16 protein-coding genes are annotated in these 18,017 nt (G+C 52.4%); 13 read left to right on the top strand and 3 right to left on the bottom strand.

The features are described 5' to 3' along the window. Positions 1–226: 226 nt before the first annotated feature. On the top strand, positions 227–2,458 hold the full coding sequence (locus tag J4E05_RS03360) for a TonB-dependent siderophore receptor (RefSeq protein WP_349592398.1): 2,232 nt from the start codon (positions 227–229) through the stop codon (positions 2,456–2,458). 17 nt (positions 2,459–2,475) lie between these two features. Beyond that, complete coding sequence (locus J4E05_RS03355; protein WP_349592396.1) at positions 2,476–4,203, top strand: alpha/beta hydrolase-fold protein; 1,728 nt, start codon at positions 2,476–2,478, stop codon at positions 4,201–4,203. A 166-nt stretch (positions 4,204–4,369) separates the two neighbouring features. Here J4E05_RS03355 and J4E05_RS03350 read toward each other — a convergent pair whose 3' ends face one another. Next, entirely contained in the window at positions 4,370–5,167 is a 798-nt protein-coding gene (locus J4E05_RS03350; protein ID WP_349592394.1) for an enoyl-CoA hydratase, read from the bottom strand. Positions 5,168–5,328: 161 nt separating this feature from the next. On the opposite strand from J4E05_RS03350, the gene J4E05_RS03345 reads away from it, so the two are divergent. The 5 genes from J4E05_RS03345 (at position 5,329) to J4E05_RS03325 (ending at position 9,022) form a co-directional block, all read left to right on the top strand. Then, a complete protein-coding gene (locus J4E05_RS03345; protein ID WP_349592392.1) occupies positions 5,329–6,192 on the top strand; it encodes a hypothetical protein in 864 nt (287 codons plus the stop codon). Positions 6,193–6,443: 251 nt separating this feature from the next. Next, the gene (locus J4E05_RS03340) at positions 6,444–6,899 is read left to right on the top strand and encodes a PaaI family thioesterase (protein WP_349592390.1); all 456 of its coding nucleotides are present in this window, start codon (positions 6,444–6,446) and stop codon (positions 6,897–6,899) included. A gap of 159 nt (positions 6,900–7,058) precedes the next feature. Continuing rightward, positions 7,059–7,526, top strand: a complete 468-nt coding sequence (gene rplM, locus J4E05_RS03335) for a 50S ribosomal protein L13 (RefSeq protein ID WP_085592649.1) — start codon at positions 7,059–7,061, stop codon at positions 7,524–7,526. Continuing rightward, the gene (gene rpsI, locus J4E05_RS03330; RefSeq protein WP_085592647.1) at positions 7,526–8,011 is read left to right on the top strand and encodes a 30S ribosomal protein S9; all 486 of its coding nucleotides are present in this window, start codon (positions 7,526–7,528) and stop codon (positions 8,009–8,011) included. The genes rplM and rpsI overlap by 1 nt, the downstream gene beginning before the upstream one ends. Positions 8,012–8,125: 114 nt before the next feature. After that, complete coding sequence (locus J4E05_RS03325; protein WP_349592387.1) at positions 8,126–9,022, top strand: GNAT family N-acetyltransferase; 897 nt, start codon at positions 8,126–8,128, stop codon at positions 9,020–9,022. A 92-nt stretch (positions 9,023–9,114) separates the two neighbouring features. Here the strand turns inward: J4E05_RS03325 and J4E05_RS03320 are convergent, their stop codons facing one another. Further along, positions 9,115–9,393, bottom strand: a complete 279-nt coding sequence (locus tag J4E05_RS03320) for a hypothetical protein (protein WP_349592385.1) — start codon at positions 9,391–9,393, stop codon at positions 9,115–9,117. Positions 9,394–9,685: 292 nt separating this feature from the next. On the opposite strand from J4E05_RS03320, the gene J4E05_RS03315 reads away from it, so the two are divergent. Next, a complete protein-coding gene (locus J4E05_RS03315) occupies positions 9,686–11,002 on the top strand; it encodes a hypothetical protein (protein ID WP_349592384.1) in 1,317 nt (438 codons plus the stop codon). A gap of 158 nt (positions 11,003–11,160) precedes the next feature. Beyond that, positions 11,161–12,207 (top strand): N-acetyl-gamma-glutamyl-phosphate reductase, encoded by a 1,047-nt coding sequence (gene argC, locus J4E05_RS03310; RefSeq protein ID WP_349592382.1) that lies wholly within the window; start codon positions 11,161–11,163, stop codon positions 12,205–12,207. 67 nt (positions 12,208–12,274) lie between these two features. Here argC and J4E05_RS03305 read toward each other — a convergent pair whose 3' ends face one another. Beyond that, entirely contained in the window at positions 12,275–13,699 is a 1,425-nt protein-coding gene (locus J4E05_RS03305; RefSeq protein WP_349592380.1) for an aminotransferase-like domain-containing protein, read from the bottom strand. A 114-nt stretch (positions 13,700–13,813) separates the two neighbouring features. Here J4E05_RS03305 and J4E05_RS03300 point away from each other — a divergent pair, with 114 nt between their 5' ends. From J4E05_RS03300 to J4E05_RS03285, 4 genes are all read left to right on the top strand, one after another. Continuing rightward, a complete protein-coding gene (locus J4E05_RS03300; protein ID WP_349592378.1) occupies positions 13,814–14,686 on the top strand; it encodes a DMT family transporter in 873 nt (290 codons plus the stop codon). Positions 14,687–14,789: 103 nt separating this feature from the next. Further along, on the top strand, positions 14,790–15,350 hold the full coding sequence (locus J4E05_RS03295; protein ID WP_349592376.1) for a gamma carbonic anhydrase family protein: 561 nt from the start codon (positions 14,790–14,792) through the stop codon (positions 15,348–15,350). A 180-nt stretch (positions 15,351–15,530) separates the two neighbouring features. Further along, the gene (locus J4E05_RS03290; protein WP_349592374.1) at positions 15,531–16,433 is read left to right on the top strand and encodes a DMT family transporter; all 903 of its coding nucleotides are present in this window, start codon (positions 15,531–15,533) and stop codon (positions 16,431–16,433) included. Between the two features lie 249 nt (positions 16,434–16,682). Next, positions 16,683–17,954 carry a cytochrome-c peroxidase gene (locus tag J4E05_RS03285; protein ID WP_503012321.1) on the top strand — a complete coding sequence of 424 codons (1,272 nt, stop codon included), beginning with the start codon at positions 16,683–16,685 and terminating at the stop codon, positions 17,952–17,954. Positions 17,955–18,017: the final 63 nt, after the last annotated feature.

Raw genomic sequence — 18,017 nt, 5'->3', positions numbered from 1 at the left:
TAATATGATGCGGCGTAAGGGCATATTGTCGGGGGTCTCCCGGCTAGGTCTGGAACAATCCAGCACATAGCGGTCATTTCGGCCTCGGGGGCGGTTTCACCATCGCTGCCTTTTTCGCATTAAAATCTGACCGGCCAGCGGAGTGTACCGCTTTGTCACTGCCCGAAACGGCAGAACGGGACCGGTTTATCCAAATTTATCGATCTGGAATATCAAGGACATCGCAATGATGGGCACTATGGCACAACAGGTTTTACGGGCAAATCGCCGTTTGGCACGATCGGGCAGCACAGCCATGCTGGTTGTTGGTTTATATGCAGGTGTAAGCCTGGTTGCGATGTCGAGCGCGATGGCACAGTCGGAAAATGCGACGGAAACCCGCGCGAATGTCAAAAGTAGTGAAGATGGTGCGATCACGCTGGACCCGATCCGGGTTGAGGAAGCCGGCGAGCACGGCGATGGCCCGGTTCAGGGATATGTTGCCAAACGCAGCCGGGCTGGTACAAAAACCGACACGCCGCTGATGAAAACGCCGCAATCGGTTTCCGTGGTGCCAGGCGCGCAAATCGAAGACCAGCAGGCCGGATCAGTTGCCGAAGCCCTGAGATATTCTGCCGGTGTCTTTACCGAATATCGTGGGGGTTCCAACATGCATGATGAAATGTATGTGCGCGGCTTTTCCTATGTGCCCCGCTATCTTGATGGCTTGACCTACGGTCTGGGGTCGCTTGGTCAGGTGGAACCATATTTTCTGGAACGGGTGGAGGTTTTGCGCGGTCCGTCCTCTGTTTTATATGGTCAGGCCAACCCGGGCGGCATTGTTAATTTGGTGTCAAAAAAGCCCACGGGCGATACGGCACATTCCGTTGAAATTACCGCCGGTACGGATAACCTGTTTTCAACAGCAGGCGATTTTTCCGGTGTGCTATCGGTGGAAAAAGGCATTTCCTGGCGCATGGTTGCAAAGGGAATGACCGAGGACGAACAGGCGGGTGATGTTGATAAAAAACGCATCGCAGTGATGCCATCCATCAACTGGTCCCCCAATGAAAAAACCAGCCTGACTGTCTCTCTGATGTATCAAAATGACCCTGATGCCGGAACACGTAATTTTTTGATGGCGCAAGGTTTGGTAACCCCCACCAGTTCGGGCTATATTCCGCAGGATTTTTATATCGGGAACCCGAATTTTGAAGAGTCATCACGGACCCAGGCATCGGCAGGTTATGAACTGGAACATGCCGTAAGCAATGGTGTGACCCTGCGTCAGAATGCCCGATACACCATGGTTGAAAGCGACGTTAAGTCGATGGTTGGCTGGAGTACGATTGATGATCAAACCATTGACCGTCGGGCAACATCCTATAGCGATGATCTCGACCAGTTTGCCATCGATAATCAGGCCCAGTTTGATTTTGCGACCGGTGCCTTTGGTCATACGGTGCTGGTTGGGCTGGATGCAAAGCATTCCGTTTATGACAACAAATATAAACGCAGCAACACATCTTATCCCATCAACTGGGTTTCACCCGATTACGGGCCGATTGGCACGGTTGTTTACGATGGCTATTCCTATGACGAACGCACCAAGGCAACCCAGATAGGCCTTTATGTGCAAGAACAGCTTGAAATTGGTCAGTTAACGCTAAGTGCTGGCGGGCGACATGACTGGGCCAGGAACACGTTCGAGGACAGGGCCGCAGGAACCTCAACTGATTATTCCAATAGTGCTTTTTCAGGCCGGTTAGGGGCGATCTATAATTTTGAAAACGGCTTGGCACCTTATGTGAGTTACAGCACCTCGTTCGAGCCACAGCTGGGCAGCAATGGCAGCGGCGAGCCGTATGACCCGGTAACGGCGCAACAATATGAAGCCGGTATGAAGTTTGGCCCCGATAGCGGCCGTTATCAGTTGATTGCATCGGTATATCAGATCACCCAGCAAAATGTGGTATCCCGCGATCCGGTTTCCAATCTGAGTTATCAGACCGGCGAAATTCAAAGCCGTGGCTATGAGCTTGAAGCCCATGCCGAAGTGCTTGATCATTTGAATGTTGTTGCCAGTTACAGCCACATTAACGCTGAAATTTCCAAGGATGCCAACCCGGACAGCGTAGGCCTGAAACGCGACCGCACCCCTGAGAACCAGGCATCGCTGTGGTTAAAACAGGAACTGGCATCGGGAATGTTTGACGGTTTGGCGCTGGGGGCCGGTGTGCGATATATCGGCGAAAGTACCGATCGTACCAATACGATCAAGGTATCAGACGTGACCTTGTTTGATGCCATGATCAGTTATGACCTTGGGGTTTTATCAAGCACATTTGAAGGGGCGAAAGTACAGTTTAACGCCATTAATCTGGCCGATGAAACCTATGTTGCCAGCTGTGCCGGTTCGACATCGTGTTTTTATGGGCCAGGTCGAACTGTAACCGCGACTTTAAAATATAGCTGGTAACCGGGGCCTCATCTTAAATGATACGTTTATATCTGATTGCACTGTGGGTGTTGTTTTCGGGGGTGTCAGTTGCGCTGGCATCCTCGCCACCCCAGCCACGTCAAAAGACACAGGAAACCGGCATGACCATCACCGCGCACTCCATTATCAAGGATGGGGCGCTTCAGGCGGTGTTGCCTGCGTCTGGTGCTGTTCACATTATGGCATTTGCAACCCGGCCCGGTGATTATGTGCGGGGCACGATTGATACGGGCAATATTGCAATTGATCTGGAGCTGCTGGACGACAATGGCATGACATTGCGCCGGTTGCTTGGGCAGTCCACCGGCAAGGGTGAGTTTCAGTTTGTGGCCCCTGAGGGTGAAGTGTCATTGCAGCTGACCCGCGCAGAAGCAGATTTTACACCCTATACGATAACTGAAAACAGGCCGAAAATCGCAGATGATAGTGCCGATAACGCGAACGGGTTTGATCTGCAGATTTCTATGCATGTGCCGGTTAACCAGCAAATTGCCCCGGCAGCCGGTTATCAAAGTCAGTTGATCAGCCAGGCGGCGCGTGTTGTCGCAAACGGGGGAAATACCGATGGTTTCTGGCGGCATGTGGCACAAACAGGCACGCCTCTTATTGAAGCAGGGTTAACACCGCCCGGGTTTGTTTTGGTGACATTTGTTTATCGTGGGGCGCAGCATAATGTGCGTTTGTTTGGTGCGCCCTCGGGCAATCATGAATATCTCGATCGCCTGGAGCAATCCGATATCTGGTTTAAAAGTTTTGTTGTGCCCACCTCGACCCGGATGTCGTATCAATTGGCCCCTGACGTGCCGGATGTTCCCGGTTCGGCCCGGGACCAGCGCGTCGCCATTTTGGCAACAGCCCAACAGGACCCGTTAAACCGTTTTCCCCAGCCTGCCGATGGTCCAGACCTTTTTAACCGGCAGTCTACCATGGTACTATCCGATGCACCCCTGCAACCGGGTATGGCGGCCCCCGACGGGCCCGTAACGCCGGGGCAATTGGTTCATTACCGGCGCGACAGTGCGATACTGGGTAATCAGCGCGATATTTATATTTACAAACCAACTGGCTTTAATCCGCAGAACCCGAAAAATGTGTTGTTGTTTGTGTTCGATGCCCGGGCGTATCTGACAAAAATTCCGACACCGGATATTTTGGATAACCTGATGGCAGAGGGTAAAATTCCGCCGGTAATGGCCGTTTTTATCAGTAATCCCGATGCCGACGCCCGTGCCCGTGAATTGCCTGCCAATCCTGATTTTGCCGATGCCATGGCAACCGAATTTTTGCCGTGGGTCATTTCCGAAACCGGGATAAAGGCAGTGGCGGCGCGAACCGTGCTGGCGGGGTCAAGTTATGGTGGGTTGGCAGCCGCGACAATTGCCTTGCGACACCCCGATGCATTTGGGAATGCCTTGTCCATGTCTGGCTCGTTTTGGTGGCATCCACGCAACAGTGCGGCCAGTGCTGACGAATTTGTCGCGCGCCATATTGTTAACCAGCCTGTTGTGCCGGTGCGCTTTTTTCTAAGTGCCGGTTTGTTTGAAACCGGTCATAGCGGGGTAGGGGGCATCATTGATACCAACCGCCATTTGCGAGATGTGCTGGAAGCCAAAAATTATGATGTACATTACCGCGAATTTGCCGGTGGTCATGATTATCTGGTGTGGCGCGGGGCGCTGGCCGACGGGTTGATCGACTTGTTTGGCGCGGAACAAGCCAAATAACATGTGGTTATACCGCGAAATTTGCGAACCACTGAAATGGGCCCCGTGGCGATACGCGACGCATGGCGTTTGATGTCATTAGCGGTTTCGTCAACTATCACGGAATATAAGGCGTTTCTCATAGGTAAAACACCTTATATCCCGTTTGTGGTTGCTTCTCGCCGTTTTATTTGTGGTGCCATGTGGGGTGGCGTTTTTCAACGAAGGCTCCAATGCCTTCATTCGCGTCGGCTGTTTGCATGTTGGTGGTCATGACGGACGAAGCATAATCATAAGCAGCGTCCAGGGGCATTTCTATCTGGCGGTAAAAGGCTTCCTTGCCAATTTTAATGGTCGATGCTGATTTGCGAGCAATTTTCTCGGCCAGTTCGAAGGTTGTACTTTCCAGCATATCGTCGGCAACAACGTCGGAAACCAGCCCCATTTGCCACGCCTGATGTGCAGAAACCGGATCGCCGGTTAACAGCATGCGCATGGCATGTTTCCGGCTGATATTGCGCGATAACGCAACCATCGGAGTCGAACAAAACAGGCCAATGTTGACGCCTGGCGTGGCAAAGCGCGCCGTTTCACTGGCAACGGCCAGGTCGCAACTGGCAACAAGCTGACAACCGGCAGCGGTTGCCATGCCGCGTACACGTGCGATGACCGGTTGGGGCAGGGTAACAATACGCATCATCAAGTCACTGCATTGGGTAAATAAAGCGGCATGACCATCGCAGTCGGAGATACCTTTTAATTCCTTTAAATCATGGCCGGCACAAAATACCGGGCCATTTGCCGCAAGAATCACAGTGTGAACTTTTTTATCCGTAGCAATGGCATCAAGTTCTGTTAGCAAAGCCGACATCATCTTTGAGGATAGGGCATTCCTGTTTTTGGGTTGGTTCATTGTAAGTGTAATAGTAGTGTCGCTATCCTCACGGACTACATAATTTCCGGCGAATTCATCTTTTTGGATCATTTTTTCCTCCCTGGTGCAATTTTTTCTGCACGTAATTGTACTTTTGTCATAGCATGAAAAGCATGGTCGCTGTTATCACTTCAATCAGACTTTTCTGACATCATAGCGGACCTTACTAGTGCCTCGGTATCTGCAACTGTTGCTGACATCAGGTGAATGTCATGGAAGAGCGCGAAAGACCGGAACGCGGCCCGCAGGACAAGGCGCCTACGGCATTTGTTTCTGAGAGCAAGCTGCAAGAAACCCGGCGGGTTTTGTCACCCGCAACGCAGTCTTCGATGAATAAATATGATCGTTCCGATGTAATAGAACGGGAATTTGAAGGAAAAAAAGCCGCAGCCATTGAAAGGCTGGCGGCCAAGGGGATCAATGTTGCGCGAATTGGCCCTGACCCGGCATTAAAAAACGGGCGAGGATCGGATCAGTTCGTTTGGGATACGGGCAACACGCCCTCTGTAAATCCGGGAGAAACGCCCGGTGAAAACAGGGCAGCAGCGCCACCTTCTTATAATTGGGGGCAAGGCGACCTACATGAAACAGATGCGAACAAAAATGCTGCAATTGCCGATGCAAACACGTCCCGGGGCGATGCCCCGACAGATCAGCCACAAGATGCCGTGGAGAAACCACAACCGGAAAACTCTAAAACAGATGACCTTCTTTCGCGATTTACACAAGTACCATCAAATGATGCAGCGGCATCTGTGCCCAACCCGGATTTGACTGACATGGCAATTGAACATCATGGGTTGCGCTTGCCGGATAAAAAACCGGGAACCCCAAAAGCACCAAAGCCTGTGGCAACCGAGCCGGTTGACCAGTTACATGCCGGACGCAAGCGTGCGACGGCTGAAAGCTATGCTGCATTGGACAGTTTGGCATCCCGACCGCCAAAGCCGGTTGAAAAACCGCAACGCAAGGGGGTTGAAAGATGGGCGCCGCGCATTGGTGCCTATATGATTGCAGCAATAGCCGTCGGGTATGTTCTGGTGCTTACCATGATCGAGCTTTATTCGTTGTTTTGAAATATACCGGCTGTGGCGTAGCGTCAGACGGGCAGGTTCCTTGCGTGTTCAATTTGTCCTGTTACGGACAGCATAACAGTGTTGTTGTGTGGTATTGGCCGGGCTGGATAGTGTTCACCAACGCGATTGAATACCGGATGTGGTGGTATGGTTACATTCCTCAATGACGGATACTCATATTTACGTTAACGTTAACGTAAATATGAGCGGGCGAGCGAAAGCTGCTGGAAAAACGTCAGGATATTTCAGGAATGGATAAAACCGTAAACGGTGCGCCGACAATTGGCATTAGCGAGCGCGATTTCGATCGGATCATGGCTGAAAAAGTGCCGTTTGTCGGTGACATGGGAATTATAACAGAAAGTCTGGACGGTGCGGTTGCGCGGTTGCGGTTACCTTTTAACCCGCGCCATATCAGGCCCGGCAATGTGATATGTGGACCGGCAATTTTTGCATTGGCTGATATTGCTCTTTATGCTGTTGCCTGGATGCATGTTCCTGTTGCCGATCATGCAGTGACGACCGAGGCCACGGTGCATTTTCTTTCGGGGGCCAGGCCGGGGGATTTGATCGCAGAAGCCAGCGTTCTAAAGGCTGGAAAGCGGTTGCTGGTCGCGCAATGTCATATCCGTTCTGCCGTGGATAATACCCTGTGCGCGCATGTCGTGGGCACCTATGCGATGCCGCCGGCGGCAAAAGCGGGATAAAAAAGTGAAAAACAATGTGGTAAAATAATACCAATTTATATAAGTGTTTGTTTTGTAACGTTTTATTCCTGTTGCTTTCCCGGTAAAAATTGGCATACTGCGCCCACTTTCAGCGAGGGGCGATTCCCTCCGTGAAAACCAGTTTCAGGTAATGAATTTATGAAAACCTTCACTGCGACACCGAGCGACATTGAGCGCAAATGGTTCGTGATCGACGCCGAAGACGTCGTTCTCGGTCGTTTGGCTGCAATTGTTGCCAATCGTCTTCGGGGCAAACACAAAGCGATGTTTACGCCTCATATGGATTGTGGCGATCACATCGTTATCGTCAATGCCGAAAAAGTAAAACTGACCGGTCGTAAACTGACCGACAAGAAATTTTACTGGCATACCGGTTACCCGGGCGGCATTAAAGAACGCACCATGGACAAGCTCCTGGGCGGTCAGCATCCGGAACGTGTGATCATCAAAGCTGTTGAGCGTATGATGTCACGTGGTCCGCTGCGCAGCCAGGTTCTGACCAAATTGCACGTCTATGCAGGCACCGAGCATCCGCACGAAGCGCAGCAGCCGGAAGTTCTGGATGTGGCGGCAATGAACGAAAAGAATAAGCGGAGCGCGAAGTAATGGCCGACACCAAAACTCTTGAAGATCTCAAGGATCTGGCGCCAGCCGGTCAGGCCGCTGCTGCTGAAGGCACCCTGCCGGAGCCGAAAATTGACGAACTGGGCCGCGCCTATGCGACCGGTCGTCGTAAAAATGCTATTGCACGCGTCTGGATCAAACGCGGCTCAGGCAAGATCACCGTTAATGGCCGTGAATTCGAAAATTATTTCGGTCGTCCGGTTCTGCGCATGCTGATCAACCAGCCGTTCGGTGCAGCTGCCCGTAACGAGCAGTATGATGTGTTCTGCACCGTTGTTGGTGGTGGTCTTTCAGGCCAGGCCGGCGCTGTGCGTCATGGCATTTCACGCGCTTTGATCAATTTCGAACCGGAATTGCGCAAAGTTCTGAAAGCCGGCGGGTTCCTTACCCGTGACTCACGTGCTGTTGAACGTAAAAAATACGGTAAAGCCAAAGCCCGCCGCAGCTTCCAGTTCTCGAAGCGCTAACCGGCAGCTATACGCAATCGCGATTTTCAAAGCCCGCTGGTTACGCCAGCGGGCTTTTTCTGTTTTGAGCTTTTCATTTATACCCGTCATTCATCTTAATTTTCAGGAAACACCATGCAGTTCAGACTTCTGCACGAGCCCGACCGGGCCGCCCTTGAACACTTTTTGTCGACCCATACCAGCAGCACGATGTTCCTGCGCAATAATTTGCGTGCTGCCGGTATGGGCCGACGTCAACATCCCCTGTCAGCCGATTATTTTGCCGCTGTTGCTGCCGATGGCACTGTCCATGCTGTGATTGCACATATGCGTGCTGGCAATGTTCTGGTGCAGGGGACGCCCGGCAATGTCGGTATTATTAATCAATTGGCTGATTTTTGCCGGGATCACGTAAAAGGCCCTGTTGCAGGCATATTGGGACCATCAGAAGCGGCACAAGCTGTTATGCAGTGCTGGGGCCTTACGGATAGCCATTATGCAACCAACCACGACGAAGCCCTTTATCACCTTGATCTTGATCGGCTTGAACTATCAATGCCGCCTTTGGCCGATAGTTACCAGGTGGTTGATGCCGCAAAAATAGATCGAGCAACATTGCTGCGCTGGATGCGCGATTATGAAATGGAAGCGCTGGGTGCTGGTGAAACTCCGTCACTTGACGGGCGGGTCGCGGCGCGTGTGGTTACCGCCCTTGAAGATCGGGCCTGGTGGGGGTTGATCGTGGAGGGGGAGCCGGTTGCCCTGGCTGGTTTTAATGCCCGATTACCCGATATTGTTCAGCTTGGCCCGGTCTGGACGCCGCCAGCATACCGAAATTTGGGATATGCGCGCCTGTTGGTTGCCAAATGTTTGCAGGCGGCCCGGGCACGGGGGTGTAAGGCATCGGTATTATTCACAAATAATCCCGCTGCTGCCCGCGCATATGAAGCGGTCGGTTTTGAGGTAATTGGCACATATCGACTGGCCCTGCTTGCAAAGCCACAGACCCTTGTTGTCGCGCAGGCCGTGTGATCACGTTGTTTTAAAGCCCCGGATCAAATGCAAGAAGGTACGATTGTCTGGTTTGTAAAACGGTTCGGGGTTTTTCGTTTTATTGAAAACGGTTAACGCTGTTTGTTGCTTTTATTTATAAGGATAATGGCAACGGGTTGCAGGCATTTTGCCAGAATGATGGCCCCGATAACCGCTATGAAGCTGTAAACAACAAAGTTCAGCGATACCAGATCGAACCCTGTATGGGCGATGGCCAATAGCACCAGCATTGGCCCTGCAATATAAAGCGCAAGATAGATCATCGTGCTGAAAAGTTCGTTTTGTGCGTCACGGCTCATTTCTGTAAAGGCCGGGCGGCGATGGCGTTTTGGCTCGTTATCGGATGGCATGGTATCGTCATCTCGCTGTAATTTTTACCATACGGTTATGGGTGAATATCAGCGTATTGGTAACTGTATCAGGGCCCAACCCTGCCAAGGGTTTAGGGCCAATCTGTGACAGGCCGGCCTTTAAAATGATATGGATGGATTTTGCTGGTCGCCCTGATCATTGGAATATAGATGTAAAAACAGGTGCTGGTTTGACTTTGGCATGGCGGAATGACTACCTGAACGAACTGGTATCGCAAAACGGTTTTATCATGGTTGGCAGGCACGAATGAATTGGGTGCGGCACGGCACGATGCAGCGATTTATATGTATGCTGGTGTGTATGGCAGGCATGATGATGCCGTTGGGGGGCTGGGCGCAGGCCGCGGCCAACCCGCATCAGGTGTTATATGAATATGATCAACGCCCGCTTGCTGTCGGAAAGTTCAGTATAGTTTCGGTGTTTCAGGAACGGTTATTTGCTGCCGCCGCCAAATGCCAGCATACATCACCCTCGCAATATGGCGCACCTGACGGTGCCATCGGAGAAAACACCCGAAAGGCTGTGAAGGATTACCTGCCGTGCAGCCCAATGGGAAGGGACAAGGTAAAAGACCCGGCGGATCAGGGGGCTGTTACCATTGGCCTGTGGCAATCCATCATGCCCGAAATAATGCCATATCCCGATGCCATCGAGCGGGCAAATCAGTTGACCTTTGCGTTGGAAGGAACCGATTTTGACCGGGTGGAGTTCAATTTTTGCCAGTCACGTAACCCAGCCACCGGTAAAAGATTTATCGAGGGTGACCGCAACTGTTATTCCAATGACAAGGCATCCTATCTGACATGGGGGCCGCGCGGGGCGACGGCCGGGCATGGGGCTGAAATTCAGCAAATTATTGTGCTGGCAGAAAAGGCTCATCCCGGATTATTGCAAACCGTATTTGGGCCAGAGGCCGACACCATGCGCCGGGTGGTGCTGGGCGATGACGACAGTGTGGAAACCATATTGTGTGCCGCATGGGCCAATGCTCATCGGCGAAACGATTTAAAAAAACGGTTTGCCCGTTATGGTGCCTTGCCCGAAGTGCAGGAAGCCTACAGCATGGTGTATGAAGCCGCCAATGCCGATGGCGGCAAGGTGCAGCGGTTTTTTAGGATTTACAAGGCGTTAAAGCCGGTTATTCATCGCGACCCGACTGAAATTGATGTGGCCTTTTTTATTGACCGGGCCACGCATGGCGGGGCCCCGCCAGGGAACCTGGCCCCGCTGATCGAAAAAATGCAGTATTTTGTTTCTCGCACCCGCATTGTGCCATCGCCTGGGCAAATGCGCCGTCAGTTGGCCGCGTGGTTGCCATCTCCCCATAAATATAACGATCGGCTGGCCCGCGATGCGATCTTTCTGATTGATGATCCCAAGGTGGATCTGTCCGATGCTCATCGTCGTATCTGGCAAAAGCGTTCCGGGTTGCGGGCCAGTTCGTTTGGGCTTTCAGATGACCGTTATGTTCCGGCCTATCCGGTAATGCCGGTTACCGGCTATGAAGCCATAAAAAGATTCGCTACCGCCCGCCCGGCCGAGAAAAGCGCCTGTCCCGCAATTGCGCGCAAGCCTCGTAATCCATGATATTTTTATGCCATCTGCACGTGGTTCTGCGTATATGCAGCCGTTGCATGGCGAGGCTGTGTGATCGCGGAGCGGAATGTCTTGCATCATGGGGGTATGTTTGCCAACATCCGCCCGTAATCAAACGCGAATATATGCTGTAAGGAGCAAGATTTGAAATGAACGACGTCAAGGTTAAAGTCGGAATTCTCGGTGCCAGCGGATACACCGGCGCGGAACTGGTTCGCATTCTTGCGCACCATGACGCTGCCGAAATTGTATTGTTGACCGCCGACCGACGCGCCGGGCGTCCGTTTGGCGAGGTATTTCCCCATCTTGCCCATTTGAATCTGCCCACTATGATCCGAATTGACGAAGCAGACTGGGACAGTGTCGATTTCATTTTTTGTGCCTTGCCGCATGGCACGACACAGGAAGTGATTGCCGGGTTGCCATGCCATATCAAGGTTGTCGATCTGTCGGCCGATTTTCGTTTGTTCGATGCCGCGACCTACAAGGAATGGTACGGGGCCGAACATGCCGCCCAGGAATTGCAAAAAGAAGTGGTTTATGGCCTGACCGAGCTGCACCGCGAAAAAGTTGCCAAGGCACGGATTGTTGCAAACCCGGGCTGTTATCCAACCCCGGTACAGCTTAGCCTGACGCCGCTTTTGGAACAGAAACTGGTATTGGCGCAGGACATGATCGTTGATGCCAAATCCGGTGCCACCGGTGCAGGCCGTTCGCCCAAGGAAGGGCTGCTATATGCCGAGGTGACCGAAGGCATTCATGCCTATGGTACCGGCGGGCATCGCCACGCACCTGAAATTGAACAGGGGTTGGCATGGGCATCGGGCGAGGATGTGGTGATTAACTTTTCCCCGCACCTGATGCCGATGAGCCGGGGCATTCTGGAAAGCATCTATGTGAAGATGGCTGACGGTGTGACGCCGGAGCAAATTCACGAAGTGCTTGCCAAACGTTACGAGGATGAACCGTTTGTGCGGGTTTTGCCCTTTGGTGCAACACCGCAAACCCGTCATGTGCGCGGATCAAACTATGTGTTGATTGGTGTCGTCAGGGACCGGGTGCCAGGCCGTGTGATTATTGTCGCGGTTGAGGACAATCTGGTGAAGGGGGCGTCTGGTCAGGCGGTGCAGAATATGAATGTGATGATGGGCCTGCCCGAAACCATGGGGCTTGAGATCGAGCCGTTATTTCCCTGATCGGTACTTTCTAATCTGACAAATCAAAGACGCGTTACCCATAACAGGTAATGCGTCTTTTTATTTTTCAACATGTTGTGTTTTGTTTTTGTTCTGAAATCCCGGTTTTTAAGAAGTCCAGTAACCGTGGGTCTTGCGACTGGGTAACGTTAAACCGCATTAAATTGCCCGCTGTTTTTGACAGGCTGAAAACATTACCCGGTGCCAGAATGATGTTTTCGCGCAAGGCGGCATGGGCAAGTGCGGTTGCATCCATATCATTTGGCAGGCGCGCCCATAAAAACATGCCCGCTGTGGGCGGGGTTAGCGGGGTAATGCCCAATTGGCCAAATTTTGCGGTAACGTCGGTCATGGCGCGTGCCAGTTTTTGGCGCACCTGTTCCATATGTTTGCGATAAGAACCATCACGTAAAACTGCCAGCACAATTTCAGATGACAGATTGCCGCCACCAAAACTGGTGGCGATTTTCAAATCCACCAGCTTGTCGATCCAGTTGCCCCGGGTGGCGATATAGCCACAGCGCACCGACGCCGAAAGGGTCTTGGAAAAACTGCCGATATGGACAACATTTTCCAGTCCGTCAAACGCAGCTAGGCGCGGGGCGGCGGTTGTTTCAAAATCGGCGAAAATATCATCTTCAATAATGGTGACGCCGTGTTTTTCACACAGCTTTAAAATTCTGTGTGCCTTGGCCGGCGACAGGCTGGCTCCGGTTGGATTATGCAGGCCCGAATTGGTGACATACAGCCGGGGTTGATGATGGGTGATGGTTTTTTCGAATGTATCCATTGCCGGGCCGTCGGCTTGATAAGGGACACTTGTAATTGTTGCACGATGGGCATGGAGCAATGCCTGGAAATTGAAATAACACGGGTCATCTACCAAAACCGTATCACCTGGCTCAATCAACATGCGGCACAGCAGGTCAATTGCCTGTGTGCCCGATTCCGTTAGCATGATCTGATCCGGTCGGGCGGGGATGCCGTAATCTCCCATGCGTCGCCCCAGTAATTGTCGCAGGGGCAGTAAACCTAGCGGGGTCCCGTAATCGGTAAGGCTGCCAGGCTCGCCCCGGGCCATCTGACGCAGGGCGCGGCGCAATGCATCCTGTGGCATCCAGTCTGGCGGTAACCAGCCACAGCCAGGCTTTAACACGCTATCATCGGTGCTAAGTGATTGGCGCGATACCCAGAACGGGTCAATCGCCCGGTCCAGTTTGGGGGCCAGTTGCGCAATCGACAAGGGGGGTAAATGGCCTGCGACAAAAAAGCCGGAACCCCGCCGGGATGTGATTTTACCGTCGGCGACCAATCGGTCATAGGCATCGACCACGGTAGATTTGGAAACACCCATTTTATCCGCACATTGCCGAATTGATGGCAGGCGCGCGCCAGGCATCAGGCTGCGTTGCGCGATACGGGCATTAATATGCGCCATAACCTGAGCCACAAGCGTGCTGTTATGGTCTTCAACGGGCGATGATATCGTCATCTGTACTTCCAATAATACCAATACAGTTTGGTTAAATTGTATTGGTATTATGTCTGGTGCAAATGCGTTGGGCAAGCGATTGCTGTTCCTGTTTACAGACAGGAGGATTTCGCGATGAGCCGCATAACGCAGGGCTGGATATTCGGATTTTTGGGAATGTTGATTTTTAGTGGTTCCTTGCCTGCCACCCGTCTGGCGATGACCGGTTTTGATCCGGTGTTTTTAACCGTGGCCCGGGCCGTCTTGGCGGCAGGGGTGGCACTTTGTCTGTTGCTGGTTACACGGCAATCGCTGCCATCACGGCGCGATTATATGTCATTGCTAATTGTTTCGCTGGGTACTGTTGTCGGCTTTCCCCTGTTAACGGCACTGGCGTTGCAATTTATTACATCGGCTCATTCGCTGGTGTTTATTGGCCTGTTACCGTTATCAACAGCCATATTCGGGGTGCTGCGCGGCGGCGAACGTCTAAACCCGGTGTTCTGGCTGTTTAGTATTCTGGGCAGTGCGCTTATTTGTGGTTATGCCTTGCGTAACGGGGTGCAAGGGGCGATCCGGGGCGACCTGTTAATGCTGGCCGCTATTGTTGTGTGCGGTCTGGGTTATGCCGAAGGGGCAACCTTGTCGCGTAAAATTGGTGGCTGGCAGGTGATTTGCTGGGCGCTGGTATTTGCGTTGCCCCTGATGCTGGTTTTGTTGTTTTTTACCTTTCCCGCTGATTTGCACGGCATTGACGGGGCGTCGTGGTGGTCGCTGGGCTATGTCGCGGTTTTTAGCAGCCTTGTTGGATTTTTGTTGTGGTATCGCGGGTTGGCGCTGGGTGGTATCGGGGCGGTTGGCCAACTGCAATTGTTGCAGCCGTTTTTTGGCATGGTGCTGGCTGCTGTTATTTTATCGGAAACCGTAGACCCGGCAATGGTAATGGTCACGATCGCGGTGATTGCCTGTGTTTTTGGGGCCAAGCGGTTTGCCAGGCCGAGCCGTTAAAATTTGCCGGGCCGGTTTGGCAATGCTGCATGTTCCCTTGGCGTTGTGAAGGCGGTAAGCTGCGCCAAACCATTCCCGTAAAGAGACAGGGACGACAGATATTATGCCAACAATCCTGAAATATCGCGATGCAGTGCCACAAATTGCTGATACTGCCTTTATCGCCCCCAATGCGACCATCATTGGCGATGTCGAAATCGGCCCGGAAACCGGCATCTGGTTTGGATGTGTGATTCGCGGGGATGTGCATGAAATTCGCATCGGGGCGCGCACCAATATCCAGGATCTGACCATGGTACATGTCGCCAAGGGCAAGTTCGGCACCTATATCGGCGATGATGTTACCATTGGTCATTCGGCGGTCATTCATGCCTGCACGCTGGAAGACCGCAGTTTTGTCGGCATGGGGGCCACTGTAATGGATGGCTGTGTGATTGAACAGGGTGCCATGCTGGGTGCCGGGGCCTTGTTGTCGCCGGGTAAACGCATTCCGGCGGGCGAATTATGGGCTGGTGTCCCTGCACGCAAGGTTCGCGAACTTACCCAGGAAGAAATCGAATTTTTTAAGGTGTCGGCCGATCGTTATGCCGGGCTGGCGGAAGAATATCGTGTCGGTATTGCGTCGGGCGATGCGATTGTTTCCCTGCCTGATACGGAAGACTGACGCACCGGTTTGTGATCATTATACCAAATCATTGCGATATCTGTTCTGCGGGGCGGGTATCGCAATTTTTATGTATGAAACAGATTTCTTGAAGCGCGGCGACCCCTGCGCTAAGAGGATTTATATATTATACAATTTTAAAATCGCGACGTCAGATCGCGTTAGGGATGGACCAAAACCATGACACGCTGGCAAGCCAATGGCGTTATCCTGTTTGTGGCCCTGATCTGGGGCACGACCTTTGTTGTGCAACAAACCAGTATGGATAGCATCGGTCCGTTCTATTTTACCGGTGTGCGGTTCTTGCTTGGCACGGTGGCCGTGTTGCCCTTTGCCTTGCGCGAAGTTTCACGCCTGCATTTGGCCGGTTATCGTTTTTCCACCCGCGATAAGCTGGGCTTGCTGGCAACCGGCATTGCCATGTTTCTGGCATCCATCCTGCAACAAATTGGCATTATGGATACGTCGGTAACCAATGCTGCATTTTTAACCGCATTTTACGTGCCGACGGTGCCGATCCTGGCGTTGCTGGTATTTCGTATTGTGCCGCATTGGGCAGTTTGGCCCGGCGGGGTGCTGTGCGTAATCGGTACCTATATGCTTAGTGGTGGGGATCTTTCCGGGTTAGGCAGTGGTGATTTTTGGGTTATTGGCAGTGCCTTTTTCTGGGCCAGTCAGGTGGTTCTTGTTGGCATTATGGCACAGCGAACCCGCGCGCCGCTTAGTGTCGCGGCGGTTCAGTTTTTTGTTACCGGTGTGTTGGGCATGGTTATGGGGGCCTTCACCGAGGATTTCAGCCTGCAATCCATTTATGGTGCCGGGTTTGAAATTCTATATGCCGGTATCATGTCGGCAGGGGTGGCCTTTACCCTGCAATGTGTCGCACAAAATTACACCGAAGCGGCCGATGCCGCGATTATCATGAGTGCGGAAGCCGTTTTTGCGGCCATTGCCGGGGCCATATTTTTGGGTGAACGTCTGTTGCCCATGGAATATGCCGGATGCGGGCTGATTTTGGTGGCCATTATAAGTGTGCAGCTTATGCCGTTACTTCGCCGTCGCCGCCGTTCGGTGACTGTTTAGGCTGTGTCCCATGGTATCGGTGTTGTGCCTGATGGTTTGGTCTTAGCCTTGGGTTTCTTGCTGTTTTTAACGGTTGAGTCTTGACCTTTGTCAAGGAATGGCACAGATAGGGACTGTAGAAAGCAATTCAGAATGATTTGCGGTCACACAGCGCCTGAAAGTCCCACCATGCATCGTCCTGCTTTGAAAAATCAGCCATCTTTGTTGGCTTTACGGCCATTTATAAAGACCAGTGCCATTGGTTGCGGTGTGGCCTTGTCTATTTTGGCGATGATGCCCTTGCCGGTCCTGGCGGCAAATGCAGCGCCCGATAGTGCTGAAACATCGCAAACTTCAAAGGTTGTTCCGCACGATCAGGGGGCCGCGAACAGTGATGCCCATCTGGCGGGTGGGTCGGTGCCGTTTAAAACCTTGTCCGAACTGGGCGAAGCGCTTTATTTCGATACCAATTTGTCGAAAAACCGCAGTCAGGCCTGTGCCAGTTGCCACGACCCGGAAACGGCATTTCGCGACCCGCGCGATACGGTTGCCAACGGGTCGTTTTCGATGGGCGATGACGGGGCATCTTTTGGTGATCGGAATGCGCCAATGGCGGCCTATGCACGCCTGGCGCCCGATTTTCATATTACCAAAGACGGCGTCCCGGTTGGGGGGCAGTTTTGGGATGGCCGCGCCAAGGACCTTGCCGCACAGGCCGGTGGCCCGCCGTTAAACCCGATTGAAATGGGCATGGGCGGCGCTCATGATGTTGTTTCGCGCCTGAAGGAAGACCGGGATTATGTAAACGCATTCAAGGTGCTGTTTGACCAAAATATCTGGGATGATGATGACGCCGCGTTTACCGCAATGACACAGGCCATTGCGGCCTTTGAAAAGACCGACCAGTTCGCGCCATTTGATTCCAAATATGACCGCTGGCTGCAAGGCGATTATAAAATGACCCCGAACGAAGAACTGGGCCGGGTGTTGTTCTTTTCCCAGCAATTTACAAATTGTAACGAGTGCCACCAGTTAAAGGCCGCCGGTGCAAAAGGCGAAACCTTTACCAATTATCAGTATCACAATATTGGTGTTCCCCAGAACCGCGCCCAGCGCGAGGCTGATGGTCGTAACCCCGATTTTGTTGATAACGGCCTTTTGGATAACCCGGCCATTACCGACCCGTCCTTTAAGGGGAAATACAAGGTTCCGTCCTTGCGTAATGTCGCGGTGACAGCACCTTATATGCATAACGGTGTATTTCATGATTTGAAAACGGTGGTGCGATTTTACAATAAATATAACAGCCGGTCCAAAGCCGCCCAGATCGACAATGAAACCAAAAAGCCGTGGGCTGCACCCGAAGTCCCCGACACGATTTCACTGACTGAACTTGAAAAGGGTGACGCCCTTGATACCCGTCGTGAAAATGCGCTGGTGGCGTTTCTGAAAACCCTGACTGACAAGCGGTATGAACCGTTATTAAAGGCGCAGGAAGAAGCCGCGAAGCAGGCAAAAGCCGAAAAGAGCGCGCAAAACTGATTTGGTACTGGAAAACATTGATGCACCCGCCTGGAATAAGTTCAGGCGGGTGTTTTGTTTGTT

The organism is Thalassospira sp. NFXS8 (genome assembly GCF_040148805.1).
Classification (GTDB): Bacteria; Pseudomonadota; Alphaproteobacteria; order Rhodospirillales; family Thalassospiraceae; genus Thalassospira.
This window is presented reverse-complemented; position numbering and strand designations above follow the sequence as displayed.